This is a genomic window from Hydrogenimonas sp. (assembly GCF_029932565.1).
GTDB lineage: Bacteria > Campylobacterota > Campylobacteria > Campylobacterales > Hydrogenimonadaceae > Hydrogenimonas.
The window spans coordinates 1-20,013 of the sequence record NZ_JAOZPV010000028.1 but is presented as its reverse complement, the minus strand read 5'-3'; the positions used below and the strand labels follow the sequence as shown (position 1 = coordinate 20,013).

20 protein-coding genes are annotated in these 20,013 nt (G+C 51.2%); 5 read left to right on the top strand and 15 right to left on the bottom strand.

The genetic code is table 11. The annotated features are described in order from the left end of the window. The 14 genes from Q1K24_RS05115 to Q1K24_RS05050 form a co-directional block, all read right to left on the bottom strand. A partial coding sequence (locus Q1K24_RS05115) for a S8 family serine peptidase (RefSeq protein ID WP_300366968.1) occupies window positions 1-5,070 on the bottom strand: 5,070 nt, incomplete at its 3' end. 246 nt (window positions 5,071-5,316) lie between these two features. Continuing rightward, on the bottom strand, window positions 5,317-7,119 hold the full coding sequence (gene mrdA / locus Q1K24_RS05110) for a penicillin-binding protein 2 (protein WP_300366965.1): 1,803 nt from the start codon (window positions 7,117-7,119) through the stop codon (window positions 5,317-5,319). Continuing rightward, window positions 7,116-7,571, bottom strand: a complete 456-nt coding sequence (locus tag Q1K24_RS05105) for a hypothetical protein (RefSeq protein ID WP_300366962.1) — start codon at window positions 7,569-7,571, stop codon at window positions 7,116-7,118. Before Q1K24_RS05105 ends, mrdA begins: the two co-directional genes overlap by 4 nt. Continuing rightward, window positions 7,538-8,005, bottom strand: a complete 468-nt coding sequence (locus Q1K24_RS05100; RefSeq protein ID WP_300366959.1) for an N-acetyltransferase — start codon at window positions 8,003-8,005, stop codon at window positions 7,538-7,540. Before Q1K24_RS05100 ends, Q1K24_RS05105 begins: the two co-directional genes overlap by 34 nt. Next, on the bottom strand, window positions 7,996-8,613 hold the full coding sequence (gene yihA, locus Q1K24_RS05095) for a ribosome biogenesis GTP-binding protein YihA/YsxC (RefSeq protein ID WP_300366956.1): 618 nt from the start codon (window positions 8,611-8,613) through the stop codon (window positions 7,996-7,998). The genes Q1K24_RS05100 and yihA overlap by 10 nt, the downstream gene beginning before the upstream one ends. Beyond that, window positions 8,594-9,079, bottom strand: coding sequence for a lipopolysaccharide transport periplasmic protein LptA (gene lptA / locus Q1K24_RS05090; protein ID WP_300366953.1), 486 nt, complete (start codon window positions 9,077-9,079; stop codon window positions 8,594-8,596). The genes yihA and lptA overlap by 20 nt, the downstream gene beginning before the upstream one ends. Window position 9,080: 1 nt before the next feature. After that, a complete protein-coding gene (gene lptC, locus Q1K24_RS05085) occupies window positions 9,081-9,608 on the bottom strand; it encodes an LPS export ABC transporter periplasmic protein LptC (protein WP_300366950.1) in 528 nt (175 codons plus the stop codon). Continuing rightward, a complete protein-coding gene (locus Q1K24_RS05080; protein ID WP_300366947.1) occupies window positions 9,599-10,093 on the bottom strand; it encodes an HAD-IIIA family hydrolase in 495 nt (164 codons plus the stop codon). The genes lptC and Q1K24_RS05080 overlap by 10 nt, the downstream gene beginning before the upstream one ends. Beyond that, window positions 10,090-10,662, bottom strand: a complete 573-nt coding sequence (gene hisB / locus Q1K24_RS05075) for an imidazoleglycerol-phosphate dehydratase HisB (RefSeq protein ID WP_300366971.1) — start codon at window positions 10,660-10,662, stop codon at window positions 10,090-10,092. Before hisB ends, Q1K24_RS05080 begins: the two co-directional genes overlap by 4 nt. Then, on the bottom strand, window positions 10,662-11,468 hold the full coding sequence (locus Q1K24_RS05070; protein WP_366903598.1) for a septal ring lytic transglycosylase RlpA family protein: 807 nt from the start codon (window positions 11,466-11,468) through the stop codon (window positions 10,662-10,664). The genes hisB and Q1K24_RS05070 overlap by 1 nt, the downstream gene beginning before the upstream one ends. Further along, window positions 11,443-12,648, bottom strand: a complete 1,206-nt coding sequence (locus Q1K24_RS05065; RefSeq protein WP_300366942.1) for a lytic transglycosylase domain-containing protein — start codon at window positions 12,646-12,648, stop codon at window positions 11,443-11,445. The genes Q1K24_RS05070 and Q1K24_RS05065 overlap by 26 nt, the downstream gene beginning before the upstream one ends. 65 nt (window positions 12,649-12,713) lie before the next feature. Beyond that, window positions 12,714-13,508, bottom strand: coding sequence for a TatD family hydrolase (locus tag Q1K24_RS05060; RefSeq protein WP_300366939.1), 795 nt, complete (start codon window positions 13,506-13,508; stop codon window positions 12,714-12,716). Beyond that, on the bottom strand, window positions 13,505-15,043 hold the full coding sequence (locus Q1K24_RS05055; RefSeq protein WP_300366936.1) for an AAA family ATPase: 1,539 nt from the start codon (window positions 15,041-15,043) through the stop codon (window positions 13,505-13,507). The genes Q1K24_RS05060 and Q1K24_RS05055 overlap by 4 nt, the downstream gene beginning before the upstream one ends. Beyond that, on the bottom strand, window positions 15,040-15,903 hold the full coding sequence (locus tag Q1K24_RS05050) for an NAD(+)/NADH kinase (protein WP_300366932.1): 864 nt from the start codon (window positions 15,901-15,903) through the stop codon (window positions 15,040-15,042). Before Q1K24_RS05050 ends, Q1K24_RS05055 begins: the two co-directional genes overlap by 4 nt. A 126-nt stretch (window positions 15,904-16,029) precedes the next feature. Here Q1K24_RS05050 and aspS point away from each other — a divergent pair, with 126 nt between their 5' ends. The 5 genes from aspS to Q1K24_RS05025 all read left to right on the top strand — a co-directional run bounded on the left by aspS (window position 16,030) and on the right by Q1K24_RS05025 (window position 19,699). Continuing rightward, window positions 16,030-17,799, top strand: coding sequence for an aspartate--tRNA ligase (aspS, locus tag Q1K24_RS05045; RefSeq protein WP_300366929.1), 1,770 nt, complete (start codon window positions 16,030-16,032; stop codon window positions 17,797-17,799). Continuing rightward, window positions 17,786-18,040, top strand: coding sequence for a FeoA family protein (locus Q1K24_RS05040; protein WP_300366926.1), 255 nt, complete (start codon window positions 17,786-17,788; stop codon window positions 18,038-18,040). The genes aspS and Q1K24_RS05040 overlap by 14 nt, the downstream gene beginning before the upstream one ends. After that, a complete protein-coding gene (locus Q1K24_RS05035) occupies window positions 18,037-18,609 on the top strand; it encodes an adenylate kinase (protein ID WP_300366924.1) in 573 nt (190 codons plus the stop codon). Before Q1K24_RS05040 ends, Q1K24_RS05035 begins: the two co-directional genes overlap by 4 nt. 75 nt (window positions 18,610-18,684) lie before the next feature. Continuing rightward, on the top strand, window positions 18,685-19,455 hold the full coding sequence (locus Q1K24_RS05030; protein WP_300366922.1) for a molybdopterin-binding protein: 771 nt from the start codon (window positions 18,685-18,687) through the stop codon (window positions 19,453-19,455). Beyond that, window positions 19,424-19,699 carry a DUF503 family protein gene (locus Q1K24_RS05025; RefSeq protein ID WP_300366919.1) on the top strand — a complete coding sequence of 92 codons (276 nt, stop codon included), beginning with the start codon at window positions 19,424-19,426 and terminating at the stop codon, window positions 19,697-19,699. The genes Q1K24_RS05030 and Q1K24_RS05025 overlap by 32 nt, the downstream gene beginning before the upstream one ends. Here Q1K24_RS05025 and Q1K24_RS05020 read toward each other — a convergent pair. Further along, a complete protein-coding gene (locus Q1K24_RS05020) occupies window positions 19,693-19,956 on the bottom strand; it encodes a hypothetical protein (protein ID WP_300366916.1) in 264 nt (87 codons plus the stop codon). The genes Q1K24_RS05025 and Q1K24_RS05020 overlap by 7 nt on opposite strands. Window positions 19,957-20,013 lie beyond the last annotated feature (57 nt).

The following is a 20,013-nucleotide window of genomic DNA, read 5'->3' as shown; positions in this document are numbered from 1 at the left end:
CCGCAATGTCCATCCATTCGCGCTGTCGTTATCCGTATCCGACCCGAAAATATACTTCCATCCGCCACCGCTCAGTACGATGTCGCCATCGGGCATGACCGACACGGCGTGTGACTGGTCGGTATGACCGTTGCTGTCGAAACGGTACTGCCACAACAGATTGCCATCGCTATCCGCTTTCGCCAGCCAGTAGTCGTCACTGTCCGCTTCGACATAACCGGCTATTACATAACCGCCATCGTCGGCCGGTGAGATCGATGGTTGCCAGCCACCTCCTATTCCAGAAATCGTTTTCTGCCATACAATGGTTCCGTTCTCATCCAGCCTGACCATCAAAATGGCATGTGATGAGGAATAACCTTCTCCGCCCCCTTCCATCGCGGCAGTCATACTTAATGTTCCCAAAATCGTGAAAGAACCGTCACCGTTTCTGACAATCCGGCTTCCGCTCTCATGGTAGGTGACCTGAACTCCGTTTTCATCGGCCTGCGATTTTCCGATAGCCTTGCTCCACAGAACCGTTCCGTTTTCATCCGTTTTAATGACGATCAGATCGCTCTGATACTGATTCGGTTGACTCAGAGGGAACGTCGCTCCGCCCACGATCACCAGTTCGTTGGACGGCAAAACGACAAAGTCACCCGCATCATAATTATCGGTCCCTTCGATGCTGAAAAGTTTCATCGCATTATCATTGCTGCCGTTTTTCCAGACGGAATGGCCATCTTCGTCGAGTTTGAGCAGCACCATCTCCTGATCGTCGGAATCGCTTCCCGCCGTTATATAGTAGTAGGAATCTTTCTCCGCAACCGCCGTGGGGTTGAAATAGGACCCTCTGAAAACTCTGTGCCACACGACACTCCCTTCGCCATCGAGTTTGAGGATCCAGACACCGGCCTGATAGGCTTTGATGGAACTTCCCGCAACCAGATAGCCTCCATCCGAAGTCGGAATCGTTTCGGCGATGCTTTCACTCGCAGGTGTTCCATAGGTTTTCTGCCATGCAACCTTGCCGTAGCCGTACAACTTCAATACCCACATATCACCGGTTACTCCGGGTGTTCCGGCACCATAGGATTTTGTGACACCGGAGATGACGATACCGTCGGCGTCCGGCTCGACGGAAAAGATTGTGTCGTCATATTCTCCACCATACGCCCGCACCCAGCTTCTGCCGTCGAGAGCCATCGTGGCAAAGGCCATTCTCCCATCTTTGTCTTTCACTTCCAGAATGAGCTGTGTACCTCCACACTCCACGGCCATATCGGAAGAGACGGAGTGGTCTTCGAGATCGGATGGATCCAGCGTCTCTACGGTTACATCCCCCACCGAAACGTTCAGATTGCGGATCGGCAGATCGCTCTCTACCGCCGTAAAAGCGGTAGTGTCGGATATATTGCATGGATCGATCCGGACCATTGCACGGCCGTTTAGAGCATCCACATCGAAGAGACCGGCATTTTCCGGCACACGTTCGTCCGCGGCAGCTTTCAGAGTGAATTGATAGGGCGGTGTTCCACCCTGGACGGCGAACTGCTGCTCCGCTCCGCACTGATCGAGTACCACATTTTTCGGCGTGATTTGCAGAGCGGGAAGCACCTGCATCGACACGTTGATCTCCGCATTTCCGCCATTCGATGTAATCTGCATCGTATGGGCATAGTCGCCCGCCGGACGATTCCGGTCGACCGATACCGTCACACGCCTGTCCGAACCCGCTTCGACCGTACCGCTCTGGGGAGCTGCATTCAGCCACTCCGGCAACGGTTCGATCTGCCATGTCAGATTTCCCTCTCCGGTGTTGGAGAGAGTAAACTGCATCGTATCTTCGGTGGCACCGAAATCGAGCGTCGTCGTATTGAGATCGAGTTCCGGTTTCACGCTTCCCACTTTCAGAACGATCAGCACCGGTACGCTCGCATTGTTGGGGTCGTTGGAGTTGACATAGATACTGTAGGAAGAGCTATTTTTGTCGAGACCGCTGCGATCCACCGTCAGCGTCACCTGCGACGTTTCGTTCGCCTCCGTCGTACCCGACATCGGATCGGCGGCAAGCCACGCCGGCCAGGGCAGCTGCTGGTACTCGTCCGGCCCGATGCTCCATTGAAGCGGAGCATTGCCACGGTTTTCGATCGTCAGAATCTTGCTTGTTTCGTCCGGCTGGAAAATCGTGTCGCCGGAGATGGATATGACGGGCACGCCTTCGACGGCGGAACCCGAGAGATTGACCTCTTTTACCGGCTCGTCGGGATCGTCCGAGCGGATACGTACCGTTCCGCTGAAATTCCCTTCGCTCTGCGGGGAGAAATAGAGCGGTATATCCATGCTCTGGTGATTTGCGAATACGATGGGATCCGATTCCGTCGGGGGATTCTGCAAATCGAGACTGAAAACGGCGGGCCCGATGTAGGCGATTTCCGTGACGTGCAGATCCGCCGCTTTTCCATCGAATTCATTTTTGATCTCCAGAGTTCTTTGGCCACTGCTTCCAACCACGACGATACCGAAATCGATCTGTTCATCCTTGAGCACGATATGGGGAGGATTGACGACATCTATTAACCGATAGAGGAAGTTGTCGGTTTCATTCCTCTCTACGACGGTATCGTTTGAATCGGCCACCGCGATCAGCATGTAATGTCCCGACTCGACATCCTCCGGCAGCGCAAAAGCGAGGTCGATCTTTATCTCGCTGTTCATTGGCATGGTGCCGATCGTCTCTTCCCAAAGGAGCGAATCGTTGCCATCGACGATATTGTCTTTCGAAAGATAGAGGGCGGCCATGAACGGCGGAACCACCTTCCTCGAACTGTTGCTCAGAGTCAGATTTCCATCCAGGGAGGCACCAGGGAAAAGCGTCCCTTCGAATGAAAGTGACAGAGCTTTTAGATCTGTCATAAACATATTGGACGATACGGCGGCGAAAGCGTCCACGAGACCGTAGCCCGTTTCGTCGTCGCGCCCAGAAACGTTCAGATCGCGCGCGGTGCGATGGAGAATGGTCCGAACCTCCTCTGGAGTCAAATCGGGGTTGATGCTCAAAAGCAGTGCCGCGACTCCTGCGACATGGGGTGCGGCGGAAGATGTGCCGTTGAAGGAGAGGAAATATTTTCTGGATAGACCGAGCAGATCGTTCCAGGCGTATCCGCCTTCGCTCATATCCGTCGTGGGAATCATAGCACCCGGCGCCACGACATCCAGCTCAGGGCCGTAATCACTGCCCCACCACCATTCCCGATCGCAACTTTCCCGATTTTTTCTCTCCCCGCATGGGCTCATGGCACCCACCGCGATCGTCTCTTCGTATTTTGCAGGATAATTAACGGCAGATGTGTCGTCGTTCCCACTTGAGAAAATGGCGATGACGCTCTTCTCTTTCGCATACCGGAGAGCTTCATGTCTTACATCGCTATCAATACCTCCGCTCCAACTGTTGCTCAAAATCTTCGCACCATGATCGACCGCCCATCTGAGTCCATCGGCCGAAATAGTCAGGGTAGTATGATTTAAACGGAAGATGCGAACCGGCATGATTTTTACCCCGGGTGCCGCACCCACGACTCCGACTCCATTATGTTTCGCACCGATGATCCCGGCACAAGCCGTACCATGGCCCTCTACGGGGTAAACCGGGGCACCGTGTGAATCGTTTACATCTGTAACCTCGCCGGACGCGTATACGGCATCGTAACCGGCTACCGTATTGAGATCTTCATGTTCCAGATCGACGCCTGTATCGATGACGGCAACGACGATGTCACTAACTGAGAAATCGGTACTCTCAATCTGCAGACTGTTCTGCAGATACTCCCACGCAGGCACAATATTGATATCCCAACCCTCCTCCCCACCGGACTGTCCTACATTGTGGAGGTTCCATTGCCGTGCGGAATATGGATCCGTCGTGATCGCCGGTGCCGGTTGCGTGTTCGATTTTAGCAGTGAGACATCGTCGATATAGATGCCCATAAAAGATTCGTTGCGATCATCGATACTATTACCAGACATCGAATTGTCGCTTACGAATCTCAAAGCCAGTAGAATCTCCTGACTGCCCGTCTGATTCACTTCGGAAGAATGGATATTCTGTATCAGGTATGTAAGCGGGATTATACCTCTGTATGAAATAAAATTGTGCAATTCATTCCAACTGTTCCCGTTGTCGAACGAGATATATCCTGACATAGGACCGTCGGATCGGGCTACAGAATACTCGAGCGCATAATTCAAATAAGCCCAATAGAGATTGGAAAAATCGAACGGCCCAAATTTGATCCATGCATCCATATTCGGAGCGTATTTCTCTTCGACATCGTCGTCTGGATGTCGATCGGGCGAGTCGATATCGTGTGCGGCCGAGACCCAGCATTTGTATTCACCCGTCGTATAATCATCGATGGCACTCGGATAATCGAGGGAGCTGATCCGCCCCCAGTAGTATTCTCCACTTACAGGATTGCTATCCCACGCTTCCCATAAATTTGGCACATCGGATTCGAAATCTTCACTGTAGATGGTTTCCCATAGAGGATTGAGTTGCTCTATGAAATCGGGGTGGGCATATTCGACGAGCTTCGATTGATAGAATCTGTTGGCCACGTCGAACGTATTGGCACCGCTCCGTGACGTAAAACGGAGTTTGTACCACCCGGGAAGCGGGTAATCCTTTCTGACGGTTTCGACACGGTTTTCGTCGATGAAACGCTCGATCTCCCTTGCATCGATACCGGGTTTGAATTTGACGACAAATTCATCGGTCAGGATATATATACCGTTCGGTACATCGAAGACGGGTGTCGAAAAACGGACCGTGCCGCTTCCATTCAGACGTTCTATAAAACCATAGATATCGGATGAGGTAACATTGCCATCGAGCGAGACCAGATAGACATCATTGAGTGTAGCGTTCATTTCCAGCGGTTTTTTCGTCCAGCCGCTCGATTCCAAAAAGCGTTTCAGCGCGTCCAGTTTCCCTTTGGCAGGTGATACCGCGAGATACTCGGTCGAAAGGTTGAGATCCTGTTTCTGTCCGCCCGAGTAGTAGAAAATCTTTTGGGATCTGAAAACCATAGTCTGATCATACGGCTCATGCGAGGTTGTTCTGGAGCATCCCGAGATCATGACTGTAACACTACTGACGAGAAGAAACAGAGAGAGAATGAATAAAGATTTATATTTTAATTTTTTCATAGTTATATCCTTTACATTAGACACATAACTATATTTTAATTTTACTCCGCAAAAGTTAAAAGAGTTTTAAACAGAATGAATTCGGACCGAGAGGAGAAGAAAAGCGGGAGAAACATTCGAAGTGTATTACCGGATATAGCCGTGTTCGGCGAGCCAGTTGTAGATCGCTTTGGTCATCGGTCCGGCGGCGGTACCGCCGTGGCCGCCGTGTTCGACAAGAATCGTCACGACATACTGCGGCTTTCGATAGGGGCCGTAGGTCGTCAGCCAGGCGTGGGAGCGGTGGTAGTAGGCGAGTTCGTCCTCTTTCATCCGCTTCTTCTCCTCCTGGGGAATACCGATCACCTGGGCCGTACCCGTTTTGCCCGCGATCTTGATTTTCGTCCCTTTCAGTGCCCAGTAGGCCGTTCCCTTCGGATGGTTGCAGACTTCGTACATCGCCCGCCGGATGATCGGCAGCGATCTCTTTTCGCGCAGTGTCAGAACCTCTTTCAGCTTGGGTTTCGTTTTTTTGCCGGCAAGCGAGGCCGCCAGATAGGGTTTCGGCAGTTTCCCCGTCGCCAGCAGCGCGGTGTATCTGGCGATCTGCATCGGTGTAACCAGCATATATCCCTGCCCGATGGATGCGTTGAGTGTCTCTCCCATATACCACGGTTGACCGTATTTGCTGATTTTCCAGTTTTTGTCGGGCACTACTCCGATAAATTCGTTTGGCAGGTCGATGCCGGTTTTTTTGCCGAGCCCCATCTTTCTGAGTTCCTCGGCGATTTTGTTGATGCCCGTCAGCAGACTTCCTTTGTAGAAATAGACGTCGCAGCTTTCGCGGATCGCCTTGATCATATCGGTCTCTTCGTGTCCCTGGTGCTTCCAGCACCGGAATTTGTGTTTCGTCGTCTTACCCAGCTCGATGGCGCCGTTGCAGTAGAATTTCGTATAGGGTGAAACTTTTTTCGAATCGATCAGTGCCAGCGCAACGCCCGGTTTGATGATGGAGCCGGGCGGATAGAGACCGTGAATCAGTTTGTTGGTGAACGGATGGTTCAGATTTTCGATGATCTTTTTCCACTCTGCTCTGCTGATACCGCTGACGAATTCGTTCGGATCGAATGCGGGGTAGCTGCCCGCACTTACGATGGCACCATCCGTCCGCATGACGATGACGGCACCCGATTTGTGCTCTTTGCGAAACATATTCGAGATAAAAGCCTGCAGCTCCATATCGAGGTGAAGGGTAATGTCGGTATCCTCTTTCGGAGGTCTGGTTTCGAGTACCGCGATCTGTTTGTTGAAGGCACTCACTTTTACCTTTTTGTATCCCGGCTCACCTTCGAGAAATTCGTTGTAATACTTTTCCAGACCGCTTTTTCCGGCAACCATCGTCAGCTTGACCATCTCGTCATCCGCCATCTCTTTCTCATTCGCCTTTCCGACATATCCGATGACATGCGCCGTCATATCGCCATAGGGATAGAAGCGTTTCGTCGTCGGCTCGATCGTGATGTGGGGTTTGCGGGAGAGTTCGGTATAGTGCGGGAGCACGCGTTCGTATGGCAGAAACTTGATGATCACGATCGGGTCGTGACGATAGGGCGAATCGATTCGACGGTAGCGTTTGAGCAGTTTTGTCGTATTGATGTCCGGAAAATCTTTTTGAATGTCGTTCAACGCCTTTTTGAGTACAGGCAATCGTTTTTTCGAGCTCAAATGGGCATCGACAAGTATCTTGAAACCGATTTTGTTGATGGCGAGCGGTTTGCCATGCCTGTCCAAAACTTCGCCGCGCACCGGCAAAATCCACTCTTTCTTGACAATATTCTGTTTTGCGAGGGATTCGTAATAGGTATTCGATTTGATAGTCAGCTGGTAGATACGCACCAACAGTATCATCCAGACAACAACGAAGAATGCGATGACCAGTTTGATTTTCAAAACAGAATCACTCCGATGATATCGACGAGAAAATAGTAAAGAAGAATCAGATCGAAATCAACGATTTTGGTATGCATCAGCGAACCATAGCCATAGGCAAAAGCGAGATAGAGAAGATCGAATACGATAACGCTGATGACGTTGATCAGCGTCCGTGTATGCAGAAGATAGGTGATTTTCGGATCGAACATCGTAAATGTCACCAGCATGATCGTCCAGATGCCATAGAGGGGGAGGCTCCAGACCGATTCGAGCACAACGGCATAGAGCATCCATGCCATGAGCCAGAAGTAATCCTGCCGGTAGAGTGCATCCCTCCATTTGACATAGACGATCCCCAGCAGCGGAGGCAGCAGCGGATAGAGCGACTCCATCGACGGATAGAGAAGCAGCAGTCCCAGCAGTGCCAGGAATGTCGCTACAGTTTTTTTATCAGCGATATTTCGTTGCACACGGGAAAATGTTTGCATTTGATGCAGTCCGCCCAGATTTTATGTTCGGGTATCGTCTCCTTCGGTATTTCGCTGAATCCGAGACGTTCGAAGAATCTCCCCATATAGGTGAGGGCCAAAACCTCCTGGAGTCTGAGCCCTCTGCCCTCTTCAAGAGCCTCCTCGACGAGATGGCTGCCGATGCGCCGGTGTCTGTGTCCCTCTTTGACGATCAGACTCCGTATTTCACCAAGCCTCATCGAATGGATGTGGAGTGCCACATACCCGATAATCTCTCCGCTGGAGGCATCTTTGGCAACGGTATAGGAGCGGATATTGGTCGCCAGTTCATCGTCCGAGCGTGGCAGAATGACACCCTCTTCCACCTCTTTCGAAACGATCTTCTGCATTTCGGGAATATCGGTCAAAACCGGTTTGCCATAGATCACGGACACGGTTCACCCTTGATAACGATATCGAAAATAAGTCCTTCCAGTTGTTCGATGCCCCGTTTTTTGAGATTGGAGACGAGCATGGCGCCGGGGTGCTCCCTGAGAATTTTCGACGTCTCCTTCTGCTTCAGTTTGTCGGACTTCGTAAAGACTTCGATATAGCACTGGTCCGGTCCGATAAACCCGGAGATATACCCTTTTACATCCTCGTCGATCGGTTCGTCGGGGTGTCGTGCATCGCGCAGGTGGATGAAAAGCCGTATCGTTCGTCGATTTTTGATAAATTCGTTGAGACTCTTTTGCCATTCGTGCTTCATGCTTTTGGAGACTTTGGCATAACCGAATCCCGGCAGATCGACAAAATGGAGTCTGTATTTTTCATCCGCTTCATCATCCTTGTAGACCACTTCGAAATAGTTGATCAGACGGGTCTTTCCCGGCGTCGAGGAGCTTTTCGCCAGATTTTTCCGATGCGTCAGAGAGTTCAGCAGCGAACTCTTGCCCACGTTGCTGCGACCAAGAAACACGACCTCTCCCACACCTTCGGCAGGCGCCTCTTCGATTCGGCTTGCACTGGTCAGGAAGGATGCGTCAACGATCCTTGCTGGCATTACGCTCCTCCACTTTGAAAATGAACCGGACCGGCCTGTTGCCGTTTCCTTCCACGCTGGCCCTGCCATTCAGTTTTTCGACGACGACTTTTTCACCCGTTACGGTCCGATCCATCTTCGGTTCTTTAAGAACGACATTCCCATAGAGTTCGTAAATCTGTTTCTTGGGACGGTAGACGAGTTTTTCCGCCTTGCCGGTATAGTATTGGCCTTTTTGACGCATATGGATGACAAATGACGTTTTTCCGATCGCCTCATAGCGTATCGGCTTGCGTTTTTCATCGAAATAGACGATGACACGCGATGCATTGAGCTCGTCGTTTCCCTTCTTCATATGCACATGGCCAAGAAATTTCGTCACCCGCTTCACTTCATCCGCTTCAAATCGGTCCGATGTGATCTCAACCTGTTCGGATAGGGCGTAGAGCACGGTTGAAAATAGAAAAGCAATCAATATTTTCTTCAATTTACATATCCTCTTCGGCTATTTTTGCATGGATCGTTTCGGCTTTGATTTTACCACTTTTTTGGTAATAGTAGAGATTCCTGCCGGTCACGATACTCCTGCCGTAGGTTATGAGAAATTCACTCCCCTCGGTCGTATAGAGTTTGGAGGCGATATCGTAATAGAGCCTCGAAGTCTCGATATTCCAACCGTCGCTTCTCGAGAGATGAACATCCTCTTTGAGCTCGATCCCCCTGTTTTGCGTGAAGATGGCCTTTCTGGCACTGAGAGACTCTTTGCCCCGGGGAGCGAGCCGCGTCAGTTTTGGATTTTCAATGATCAACGTATCGGAAAATTTTTTGGCCAATGTGCCCTTCAGATGGTTGAGAACACCCTTTGGCGTAATCTCATAACTCTCAAAATCGATGAACGCGACTTGCGGAACTCCTTTTTTATTTACATAACTGACATGATATGGCTTCAAAAGAAAAAGAGCCGTCACCGCCAGAGCAAAAAAGAGCAGGATGAAATGTTTGATAGTCAGACCCACCGTGAAAGATACTCCTCCTCCAGGCCCTCCTGGCGTATCAGCAGTTCGATCATCTCCCGAACTGCACCATCGCCACCCTTCCGGCTCAATACCACATCGGCGATTTCGATAATACGATGGTTTGCGTCGTTGGGTACGAAGGAGATCGCGCACCGCTTCAAAATTTTGTAGTCATTGAGATCGTCGCCGATCATCGCCACTTCGTCAAGTGTGATACCGAGATGTGCACACAGCTCTTCCAGTTTTTTCAATTTATCTTCCACCCCCTGAAAAAGGTGTGGAATTCCGAGCTCTTTGGCACGCCTCTCCACAATTTTCGAACGACGGCCCGTAATGATGGCGGCATCGCGTCCAAGACGAATCCAGTTGACGATGGCGAACCCATCTTTGACATTGAAGAATTTCAGTTCGTCTCCTTCGTTTGTGTAGATGATTCTTCCGTCGGTCATGCAGCCGTCGACATCGAGAACGATCAGTTTGATCACAGGATGCCTTTGGTACTTGGAACCCCCGCTTTGGCATTGGGAGCCAACGCACGCCGCAGTGCTACCGCAGAGGCTTTGAAAGCCGCTTCGATGATATGGTGGCGGTTTTTGCCGCGCTGCGCAACAAGATGCAGGGTCATGCCGCTGTTGAATGCGTATGCTTTGAAAAACTCTTCCGCCAGTTCCACATCGAAATGTCCCACTTTGCCCGTCACACCGATCTCGTAGACCAGGAAAGGTCGATTGCTCAGATCGAGCGCACACTCGACTGCCGCTTCATCCATGACGATGACACTGTTGCCGAATCGCTCCACCCCTTCAAGGGGATAGATGGCATCGCTCAGTGCCATACCCAGAACGATGCCGACATCTTCGACCGTATGATGGTCATCGACATGGGTATCTCCTTCACATTTCACCGTCAGATCGAACTGTGCATGTTTCGCGAAACTCTCCAGCATATGATCGAAAAACCCCACTCCCGTCGAAATCTCCGACTTGCCGGTACCGTCGACATCGAGTCGCAGATGAATATTTGTCTCTTTCGTTTGCCGTATTTTTTCTATGATCACGATGAACCCCTTATAATGAATGCACCCGGAATGTTCCAGGCTTTGATAAAATCTCTCGCTTCTTCTTCCGACTTGAACCCCATCAGCCAGACACGGTACAACGGTTCCCCGTCGACAATGAACTTTTTGACCTTCGTATGATAGCGGCCTTCGAAGTTATCGTAACGATCACGGTATGTCAATGCACCCGCATACCGCCGGAACGCTCCAACCTGGACGCCGAAGCCGCTCAAGACGACCTCCTGCCGAACAGGGTGCCCACTCGCTTTTGCCATCGATGCGATAATGTTGTCGAAGCCGAGCACCGTCAGACGAACCGGTGCCGTTCCCGTTTTGTCGATGCCGATCCGTTTTCCTGCCGTATAGGAGAGATCGACGATACGCCCTTTGACAAACGGACCGCGGTCATTGATGCGGACGACCACCGATCTGCCATTGCGCTTGTTGGTGACACGAACCATCGTGTTCATCGGCAGCGTTTTATGTGCCGCCGTCAACTCGTACATGTTGTATGTCTCCCCGTTGGATGTTTTTCCGCCATGAAAATTGGGGCCGTACCAGCTTGCAACACCATCCTGCCTCCATCCGACCGACACGACAGTCGGGTAGTAGCGCTTTCCATTGACCGTATAGGGTCGCAGTGTGGCACGATGCACCGCCTTCGAGGATCGGGGTTTTGTGGGTTCAGCGGTTCCAAAAACCGGTGAACCGAGCGTCGCGCTGTGTTGGCTGCATCCACTCAGCAGCCATACGAAAAAGATGGATGCAAAAAGGAGATTAGTTCGGAATGACAAGTTTGTCACCAACATGGATGATATTGCTCTTGAGATCATTTCGCTGTTTGATTGTCGCCACTTTCACACCAAACTTCCTGGCAATTTTGTAGATCGAATCACCCGGTTTGACCCTGTAATGGTGGATCGACCCGCGTGGAATCGGTATGATCAGCTCCTGTTTGGGGTAGATGATCCCTTTTCTGACCTTGTTGAACGAGACGATCATTTTATAGGATATGCCATACCGGTAGGCGATCTTGCTCAGATTTTCTCCCGATTTGACCGTATGGACCAGATACATGTTTTTCTGTTTGCCGGGTTTGTAATCGCTCTTGAAACGCGCGAGTCTGCTGTAGGGAATGTTGATGAACGCACCTTTGACAGGAGGGGTAAAGCCGTAGTTGAACTGCGGATTCAAAACTTTCAGATCTTTCGTCGTCATACCGATCTGTTTTGCGATATGCTCGACCGTTTCGCCGCCGCTCACTTTGACACGGATAAGCCGTTCCGAGTCGGATGGGTTGAACAGTGCCAGTTCCGACTGGGTAAAGCAGAGCTGTGCGTTGTTGGCTACCAGCGCCATCGAAACGATTTTGCGGATATAGTTTCTGCTCTCTCTCGGCAGATATTTTCTCTTTTCGTCGAGCAGGACATGAAGATCGTCGCTACCCGCTTTTTTGATCGCACGCAGCACGCGCCCTTCGCCGCAGTTGTAGGCCAGAGCGGCCAGGTACCACTTGTCGAACATACCGTGCAGGTGTTTGAGATATTTGATCGCCGCTTCCGTCGAACGCACGGGGTCTTTACGCTCGTCGACATAGCGATCGATTTTCAGACCGTAGCGTGTCGCGGTTTTCGGCATGAACTGCCAGAGGCCGACAGCCTTGGCCGAAGATTTTGCATGGGCGTTGAAATTCGACTCCGCCATCGCCATATAGAGAAAAACCTGCGGAATACCGCTCTCGGCAATCATCTTCCTCAGTGTCGGGATATAACTCTGTCCCCGCTTCAACATGCGCAGAAAATGGTTCCGCTTTCGCGAATTCATATCGTTTTTCAGTTCACGGAATACAGGATCTCTCAGGAAAGATGCCTCGATATCGAGACTCTGCAGTACTTTCGTATCGTCATTGTACCGCGGTTCGGTAAACAGCGATGCATGCAGCAGCCCGATGGTCAAAAGCAACAGTGACAAAATTTTTTTCACGAAAACCCCTGTTTTTATGTATATAGCTTTTGAGTGGCAAGAGATTTTGAATGCACAAGCATAAATTATACCATCTGCAACGTGGCAAACGGTTTAAAGAGACGCTGTGCATTCTCTGTCGTCAACGTTTCGACTTCACTGACACTCATTTCCAAAATATCGGCAATTTTCTCGACAACAAAAACCGTATACCAGGGTTCGTTGCGTTTGCCCCGGTAGGGATGGGGAGTCAGATAGGGAGCGTCCGTCTCTACGATAATGCGCTCTTTCGGAATTTTCGGAAGAATATGCGGAAGTTTTTTCGCGTTTTTGAACGTGATGACGCCCCCGATTCCAAAATAGAAATGATGCTCTGCGAGTTTCAGCAGCTGTTCGTCGGCGTTGTAGCAGTGCAGCACGCCACCCACCTCACGCGCATCGTGATCGATCAGCATCTGCATGGAGTCGCTGCTCGCATCGCGAATATGGATGATGAGCGGTTTGCCGGTCCGCTTCGCCAGTTCGATCTGAAGGCCGAATATCCGCTTCTGTGCCGCGATCTCTTCATGCTTTTCCGTCTCCTCTTCCGGAAGCCTGTAGTAATCGAGTCCACACTCACCTACCGCGATGCATTTCGCATCTTTCAGGTGCTCGAGCAGAAGCGCTTCATCATACGAATCGATGTCGTAGGGATGTACCCCGGCCGCATAGAAAACCTCCGGATGGGCATGGGCAATCTTCCTCGCCTTTTCGAGGGTACCGGTATCGGCACCCGGAATCAGAAATCCTTCGACACCGTGTGCTTTTGCACGCTCGATCACCGCATCGAGATCGTCGTCGAATCTCGGATCGTCGAGATGACAATGGGTATCGATGATCACTTCGCGAACTCTCTGAGCAGATTCTGAGCCAATGTCTTTGCCTCTTTCATCCCCTTTTCACCGGCGATCATGCGTGAGATCTCCCCAATCCGCTCCTCTTTGGAGAGAGGTCTGGCGACGCTCTTTCCATTCTCTTTCGTCACGAGAAAGTGCTGGCGTGCCGCGGCACTGAGGTGCGGCTGGTGCGAGATGGCGACAACCTGATAGTTTTTCGAAAGCGTTTTGAGGAGCTTCGCAATGGCGATCGACTCGTCACCGCTGACATTGGCATCGATCTCGTCGATCAAAAGCACACCCTCTCCGCCTGCCAGTTCGCTTTTGCTCAGAAGCAGCGCCAATCGGATACGGTTGAACTCTCCGCCGCTCAACGTTTCGAGCGACGAACCCTGCAGATCGATATCGACAGCATCGACTCCCAGCCGGTCGAGCGGTTTGGTCGATATCCGGAAAGCGAGCGACGGCATACGTAACTGGGCAAGATAGCCATTGATGAAATGTTCCACCTTACTGGCTGCCGCTCTGCGGCTGTAGCTGATATTTTCCGCCTCTTTCTGAAGCGCAAGCCGCAGGGTTTCCACCTCTGTCGCAAGGCCGTCCAGTTCATGGTCGATGTTGCGGTAGTAGTCGAGCTCCTTGATCTTCTCGTCCCGATAGGCAAGTGCTTCGTCAATCGATCCGTACCGCCGCTTCAGTTCCGCCAGCGATTCGATACGGTCGAGCACACGTTCCACATCGATCTCCTGCAGCTCTTCGATCATCTCCTCCGCATGTTCGAATTCGTTGCGGAGCATATTCATCGCTTCATTGAAGAGTACGGTATCGCTTTCGATCATTGTCAGCGCCTCGATGACATCGTCTTCCGCTTCGAAAATTCTCGATGCTTTGGCGATCGCCTCACTGATCTTCTCTTTTCGGGAAAGTTTGCGCTTGATCGCCATCAGCTCCTCATCTTCGCCCGGTTTCGGGGCCATCTCGTCGATCTTCTTGATTTCGAATTCCGCAAATTCGATGAGCTCCTTGACCCGCTTTTCATCGGATTGCATCGTCTCAAGCCTCCGGCTCTTCTCCTGATAGCTTTGGTAGAGTGTTCGAAACATCTCGAGCCGTTCGCTGTAGCTCGGATCTTCCAATACCGCCATCGCATCCAGCAGTTCGAGCAGCAGTTCGGACGAGAGCTCGTTGTTGCTGCGCTGCGAAATGTGGCGGACGAGCGGTGACATCATCTCTTTGAGACGCTTCTTCGAGATCGTCAGGTCGTTGAGAAAATAGCGGATCTTCTCCTTTTTGACAGCACGCAGGGTGATCTCGTTTTCGTCGCTTTCGTAACTCTCGAGATCGAGCAGAGCGCTCTTTCTCACAACCACTTCGGAGAGATCGGCATAGACATCCGACAGGCCGAAGAGTGCAAGCAGCGAATCCATAAAAACCGACTTGCCCGCGCCGCTCGGACCGGTTACAGCAACCAGTCCCGGTTCGAATTCGATGTCGAGTGTGTCGAATCCGACAAGATTTTTTGCATAGAACCGTTCAATCATCTTACCTGCCCCCACGATAGTTTTTCCCGAAGTACGTCGAAGTAGTTGCGTTCCACTCTGTGTATCAGCCGTGCCCCGATCGACGCTTTTTTCACGAGCAGTGTGTCTTCCGGACCGAAATCGTACTGCTCCTGCCCATCGATGATGACCAGCGACTCTTTTTCCGGCGTCTTGATTTCGATTTCGAAATTGGCGGGAATGACAAGCGGACGCTGTGTCAGCGAGTGGGGGCAGATCGGCGTCAGAATAAACGCATCGGTCAGCGGAAAGGTGACGGGGCCGCCCGCTGCAAGATTGTAGGCGGTCGATCCCGTGGGTGTCGAGATAATCAGCCCATCGCCGAAATAGGTATTGAACCAGCGCTTGTCGATATAGGCGTCCACTTTCACCATCTTCGAAATGGACGGACGGCTGATGACGATGTCGTTGAACGAGTAGAGATGTTTCTCCTCTTCTCCGGTTGAAAGCACCGCTTCGATCATCATCCTTTCGTCGATACGGAATTCACCATTGTAGAGTTTTTCTACGAAGGTCTCGATTTCGGAAGGATTGATGTCGGCAAGAAATCCGAGTGTTCCGGCGTTGATCCCCAGAATCGGTTTGTGAAATTGATAGCTCCGGCGTGTAAGCGATATGAGCGTTCCGTCACCCCCGATACACACGAGGATGTCGCTCTTTTCGCATATAGCCGAAAAATCCTGTCCGAGCACCCCGATCATCCCGGCACTGATGGAGTCGATCAACACTTCGGCACCGTAGTGTTCGAAAATGTTTTTGACCTGATAAAAGAGAGCTTTGAGTTCGGGGGTCGATGGCCGGAGGACGACACCGACTCGTTTGATCTCGAGATGTTCCTGCACGCTTCGCCTTCTCGTAAAAATTTGTCTACTTTTATCGTAACAAAAAATAAGTTTGGTTTTGATATAATCGCGCCACTAACTCAACCCGGGCATCTTTTTTGCCCAACTATCATTGGAGAATTCGATTTGCGAACACATTACTGTACCGATCTGAACGAAAAAAATGTCGGCGACTATGTCGAACTGGCCGGCTGGGTCAACAGCTACCGTGACCACGGCGGCGTCATTTTCATCGACCTGCGTGACAAAACGGGGCTCATTCAGCTCGTATGCGATCCTGCGGATAATGCCGAAGCCCACCGGGTCGCCTCGCACGTACGGGACGAATTTGTACTTCTCGCCAAAGGGAAGGTGCGCAAACGCGGTGAAGGATTGGAAAATCCCCGCCTGAAAACGGGGAAAATCGAAGTGGTCATCGACGAACTCGTCATCGAAAATCGGAGCGAGCCGATGCCCTTTACACTGGGAGATCCGAATGTCGGAGAGGATATACGCCTCAAATATCGCTATCTCGACCTGCGTCAGCAAGAGATGTTCGAACTTTTCCAGCTTCGTTCGAAAGCGGCGATCGCCGCGCGAAACACCCTTGACAAACTCGGTTTTCTCGAAGTCGAAACTCCGATTCTTACCAAATCGACGCCGGAAGGCGCACGCGACTACCTGGTTCCGAGCCGGGTTCACAACGGCGAGTTCTACGCCCTGCCCCAGTCGCCGCAACTCTTCAAACAGCTCCTGATGGTCAGCGGGTTCGACCGCTATTTTCAGATTGCGAAATGTTTCCGGGATGAGGATCTGCGTGCCGACCGCCAGCCCGAATTTACCCAGATCGATGTCGAAATGAGTTTCTGCACACAGGAAGATGTGATGAAGGTGGCGGAAGAGCTGCTGCAATCGATTTTCAGTGCCTGCGGTTACGATATTCAAACACCGTTCAACCGTATCACCTACCGCGAATCGATGGAGAGATACGGCAACGACAGACCCGACCTGCGGTACGAACTGCCGCTTGTCGACGTCATCGACCTCTTCGAAAAGTGTGACAGCCCGATCTTTTCCGAAATCGCCCAGTACAAGAAGCTGAACCGTATCAAGGCGTTGAAAGTGCCCGGCGGAGACACCGCCTTCTCCAGAAAGATCATCAAGGAGCTCGAAAGTTTCGTTACGAAATTCGGCGCGAAAGGGCTCGCATACATCCAGGTCAAGGAAGATGGGCTCAAAGGGCCGATTCTCAAATTCCTCAGCGACGAAGCGATCGAAACGATGACATCGCGCCTCGATCTTCAGGTGGGTGATATCGTCTTCTTCGGTGCGGGCGATCGCAAAACGGTCTGGGACTACATGGGGCGGCTCCGTACCGAAGTGGCCCATCGCCTCGGACTGATCGACGGAAACCGGTTCGAATTCGTGTGGGTCGTCGACTTTCCGATGTTCGAACTCGAAGAGGGAGAGTTGCACCTCAAAGCGTTGCACCATCCCTTTACGATGCCGAAAAACATTGACGAAGAGGATATCGAGTCGATCGATTCCATCGCCTACGATGTCGTGTTGAACGGTGTCGAACTCGGAGGGGGCTCCATTCGTATCCATAAACTTGACATTCAGCAAAAAGTGTTTAAAATGTTGGGTATCGGCGAAGAAGAAGCGGAAGAGAAATTCGGTTTTCTCCTTGATGCACTCAAATTCGGAGCACCCCCGCACGGAGGGTTCGCAATGGGCTTCGACCGTATCATGATGCTGCTGGGCAGACGTGACAGCATTCGTGACGTGATCGCGTTCCCGAAAACACAGAGTGCGACCTGTCTGTTGACTCATGCACCAGGCCCCGTCGACGATGCACAGCTCAAAGAATTGGGAATCCGTATCAGGAAGCAGCCGAAAATCGATGCGTCTCAGTGAAGCGAAACCGGGAGAACTTGTCAAAATCAAAGGCTTCGAAGGCGGGTGTGACCGGTTCAAGTCCCGGCTCGACGCACTTGGCATCCGAATCGGAGACATCGTGGAAGTGAAGTCGAAAGCTTTTCTCGGTCCGATCGAAATAAAAAACGACGAGGTGGATGTGGCTCTGTGCCGTGGACAAGCCGAAAAGATCATCGTCAAACCTATCAGGAAATTCATTACATTCAGGAGTAAAACATGAAAAAACTGTTTCTTATCATCGGTGCACCGGGAAGCGGCAAGACGACCGATGCCGAAATCATAGCAGCCAACAATGTAAACACTATCGCACACTACTCGACAGGCGATCTTCTGCGCGCGGAAGTTGCAAGCGGTTCCCAACTTGGTATCGTCATCGACAGTTATATCAGTAAAGGAAATCTCGTTCCTCTCGAAATCGTCATCGATACCATTGTAAGTGCCATCAAACGGAGTGACAAACCTGTTATTCTGATCGACGGTTTCCCGCGCAGTGTCGATCAGATGAAAGCGCTCGACAAGATTCTTGCAAGCGAGCCCGATGTCAAACTCGAAGCGGTGATCGAGGTGGATGTCAGTGAAGATGTGGCGAAAGAGCGCGTTCTGGGACGTGCACGGGGTGCGGACGACAATGAAGAGGTTTTCAAAAACCGTATGAAGGTCTATACCGAACCGATCGACGAGATCCGAAAATTCTATAAAGAGAAGGGCCTTCTGCATGTCATCAACGGTGAACGCGGCATCGAGGAGATCGTTGACGAGATGGAAGCGTTCATCAAGAGCAAAATCTAAAGGCGGCAACACCGCCTTCTCATTGGTTATTGGTCATCGGATGCAGAGACGATATCTGCACCTGAAAGGTAAATCATGCGCTTCTATCAGGTTATCATCGGTTCGGAAATTCTCAACCGGCGCCGAAACGACAGACACTTTCTTTTTCTTTCCGAAGAGCTTTTGAAACGGGGGGCAAAGCTTCATGCCTCCCTCATTATCGAAGACGACAAAGATCTCATTACCAAAATGTTCGAGCTGGTCAAGAGCGACCCGGAGAGCATTCTCTTCAGCTTCGGTGGCATTGGCAGCACACCTGACGATCTGACCCGTGACATCGCGGCACAGGTCTTCACCGGCGAGCCGCTTGTTGTACATGAGGAAGCGAAACGGCGTATTCTCAAACAGTTTGGCGAGGATGCCTATCCTCACCGCATCCATATGGCGGAACTGCCCGTCAATGCCAACCTGCTCGACAATCCGGTCAACAATGTACCCGGATTTTGTTTGGACAAACGCTTTTTTTTCGTACCGGGATTTCCGAATATGGCCCATCCGATGATTCGCCAGGCGCTCGACACTCTCCTGCCGGATGCCAAACCGCACTATCGCAAAACATTCACGGCACTCGTCAGCGAAAACGATCTGATAGAGATGATGCAGCAGGTACCGGAGGATGTCGAGCTCTCATCCCTGCCCGCCTTTTGCAGAGACAAACGCATCGCTGTTATCAGTTTGAGTGCAAAAGATGCCGAACCCGTCGACTTCTGGTATCGTAAATTTATCGATTTCATGCAGAGCAGAGAGATCGGCTGGGTGGAAGGAGATAGGCACAATGACCCTGACCTATGCCACGCTGAGGATTGATCTCCCTTTCGTCGAATCGAAAAAAGGACGCCGCGCTGTTTTGCAGTCGATCAAAGACCGTCTTGCGAAAATGAACTGCTCCCTGCTCGACCTCTCCGGTGAGTACCCGAAAGAGGGGGAAATCGCCATCGCGTTTCTCTCCACCGATGCCCAACAGGCCAAACAGAAAATCGAGAAGATCGAAACGATGCTCGAAAGCCGTTATCCGGACATTCAGTGTGAACTGGAGTACGAACTCTACTGAATACGATCGGGAGTCAGCTCCACCTCTTCAAGAAAATGGCGCAGTCGAACGGTTTCGTCTTTTGAGAGATGATCGTCGTGCGGCAACGAAAGAACGAACTCCTTCTCTCGATAAAAGAGTTTCACTTTGTGTTTTTTTGTCACCTCGATCTCTACTCCGTAATGCTCCAATGCCGATATCAGTTTTTTGACATCGATATTGGCTGAAATAGGATGTTCGAACACCTTCTCGATTTTGCTTTTGTGTCGATGGCTCATGGATAGAACCCATCTCAAAAATCCCCATAGGCGGTAACGGAAGCGATTTTGCTTCCT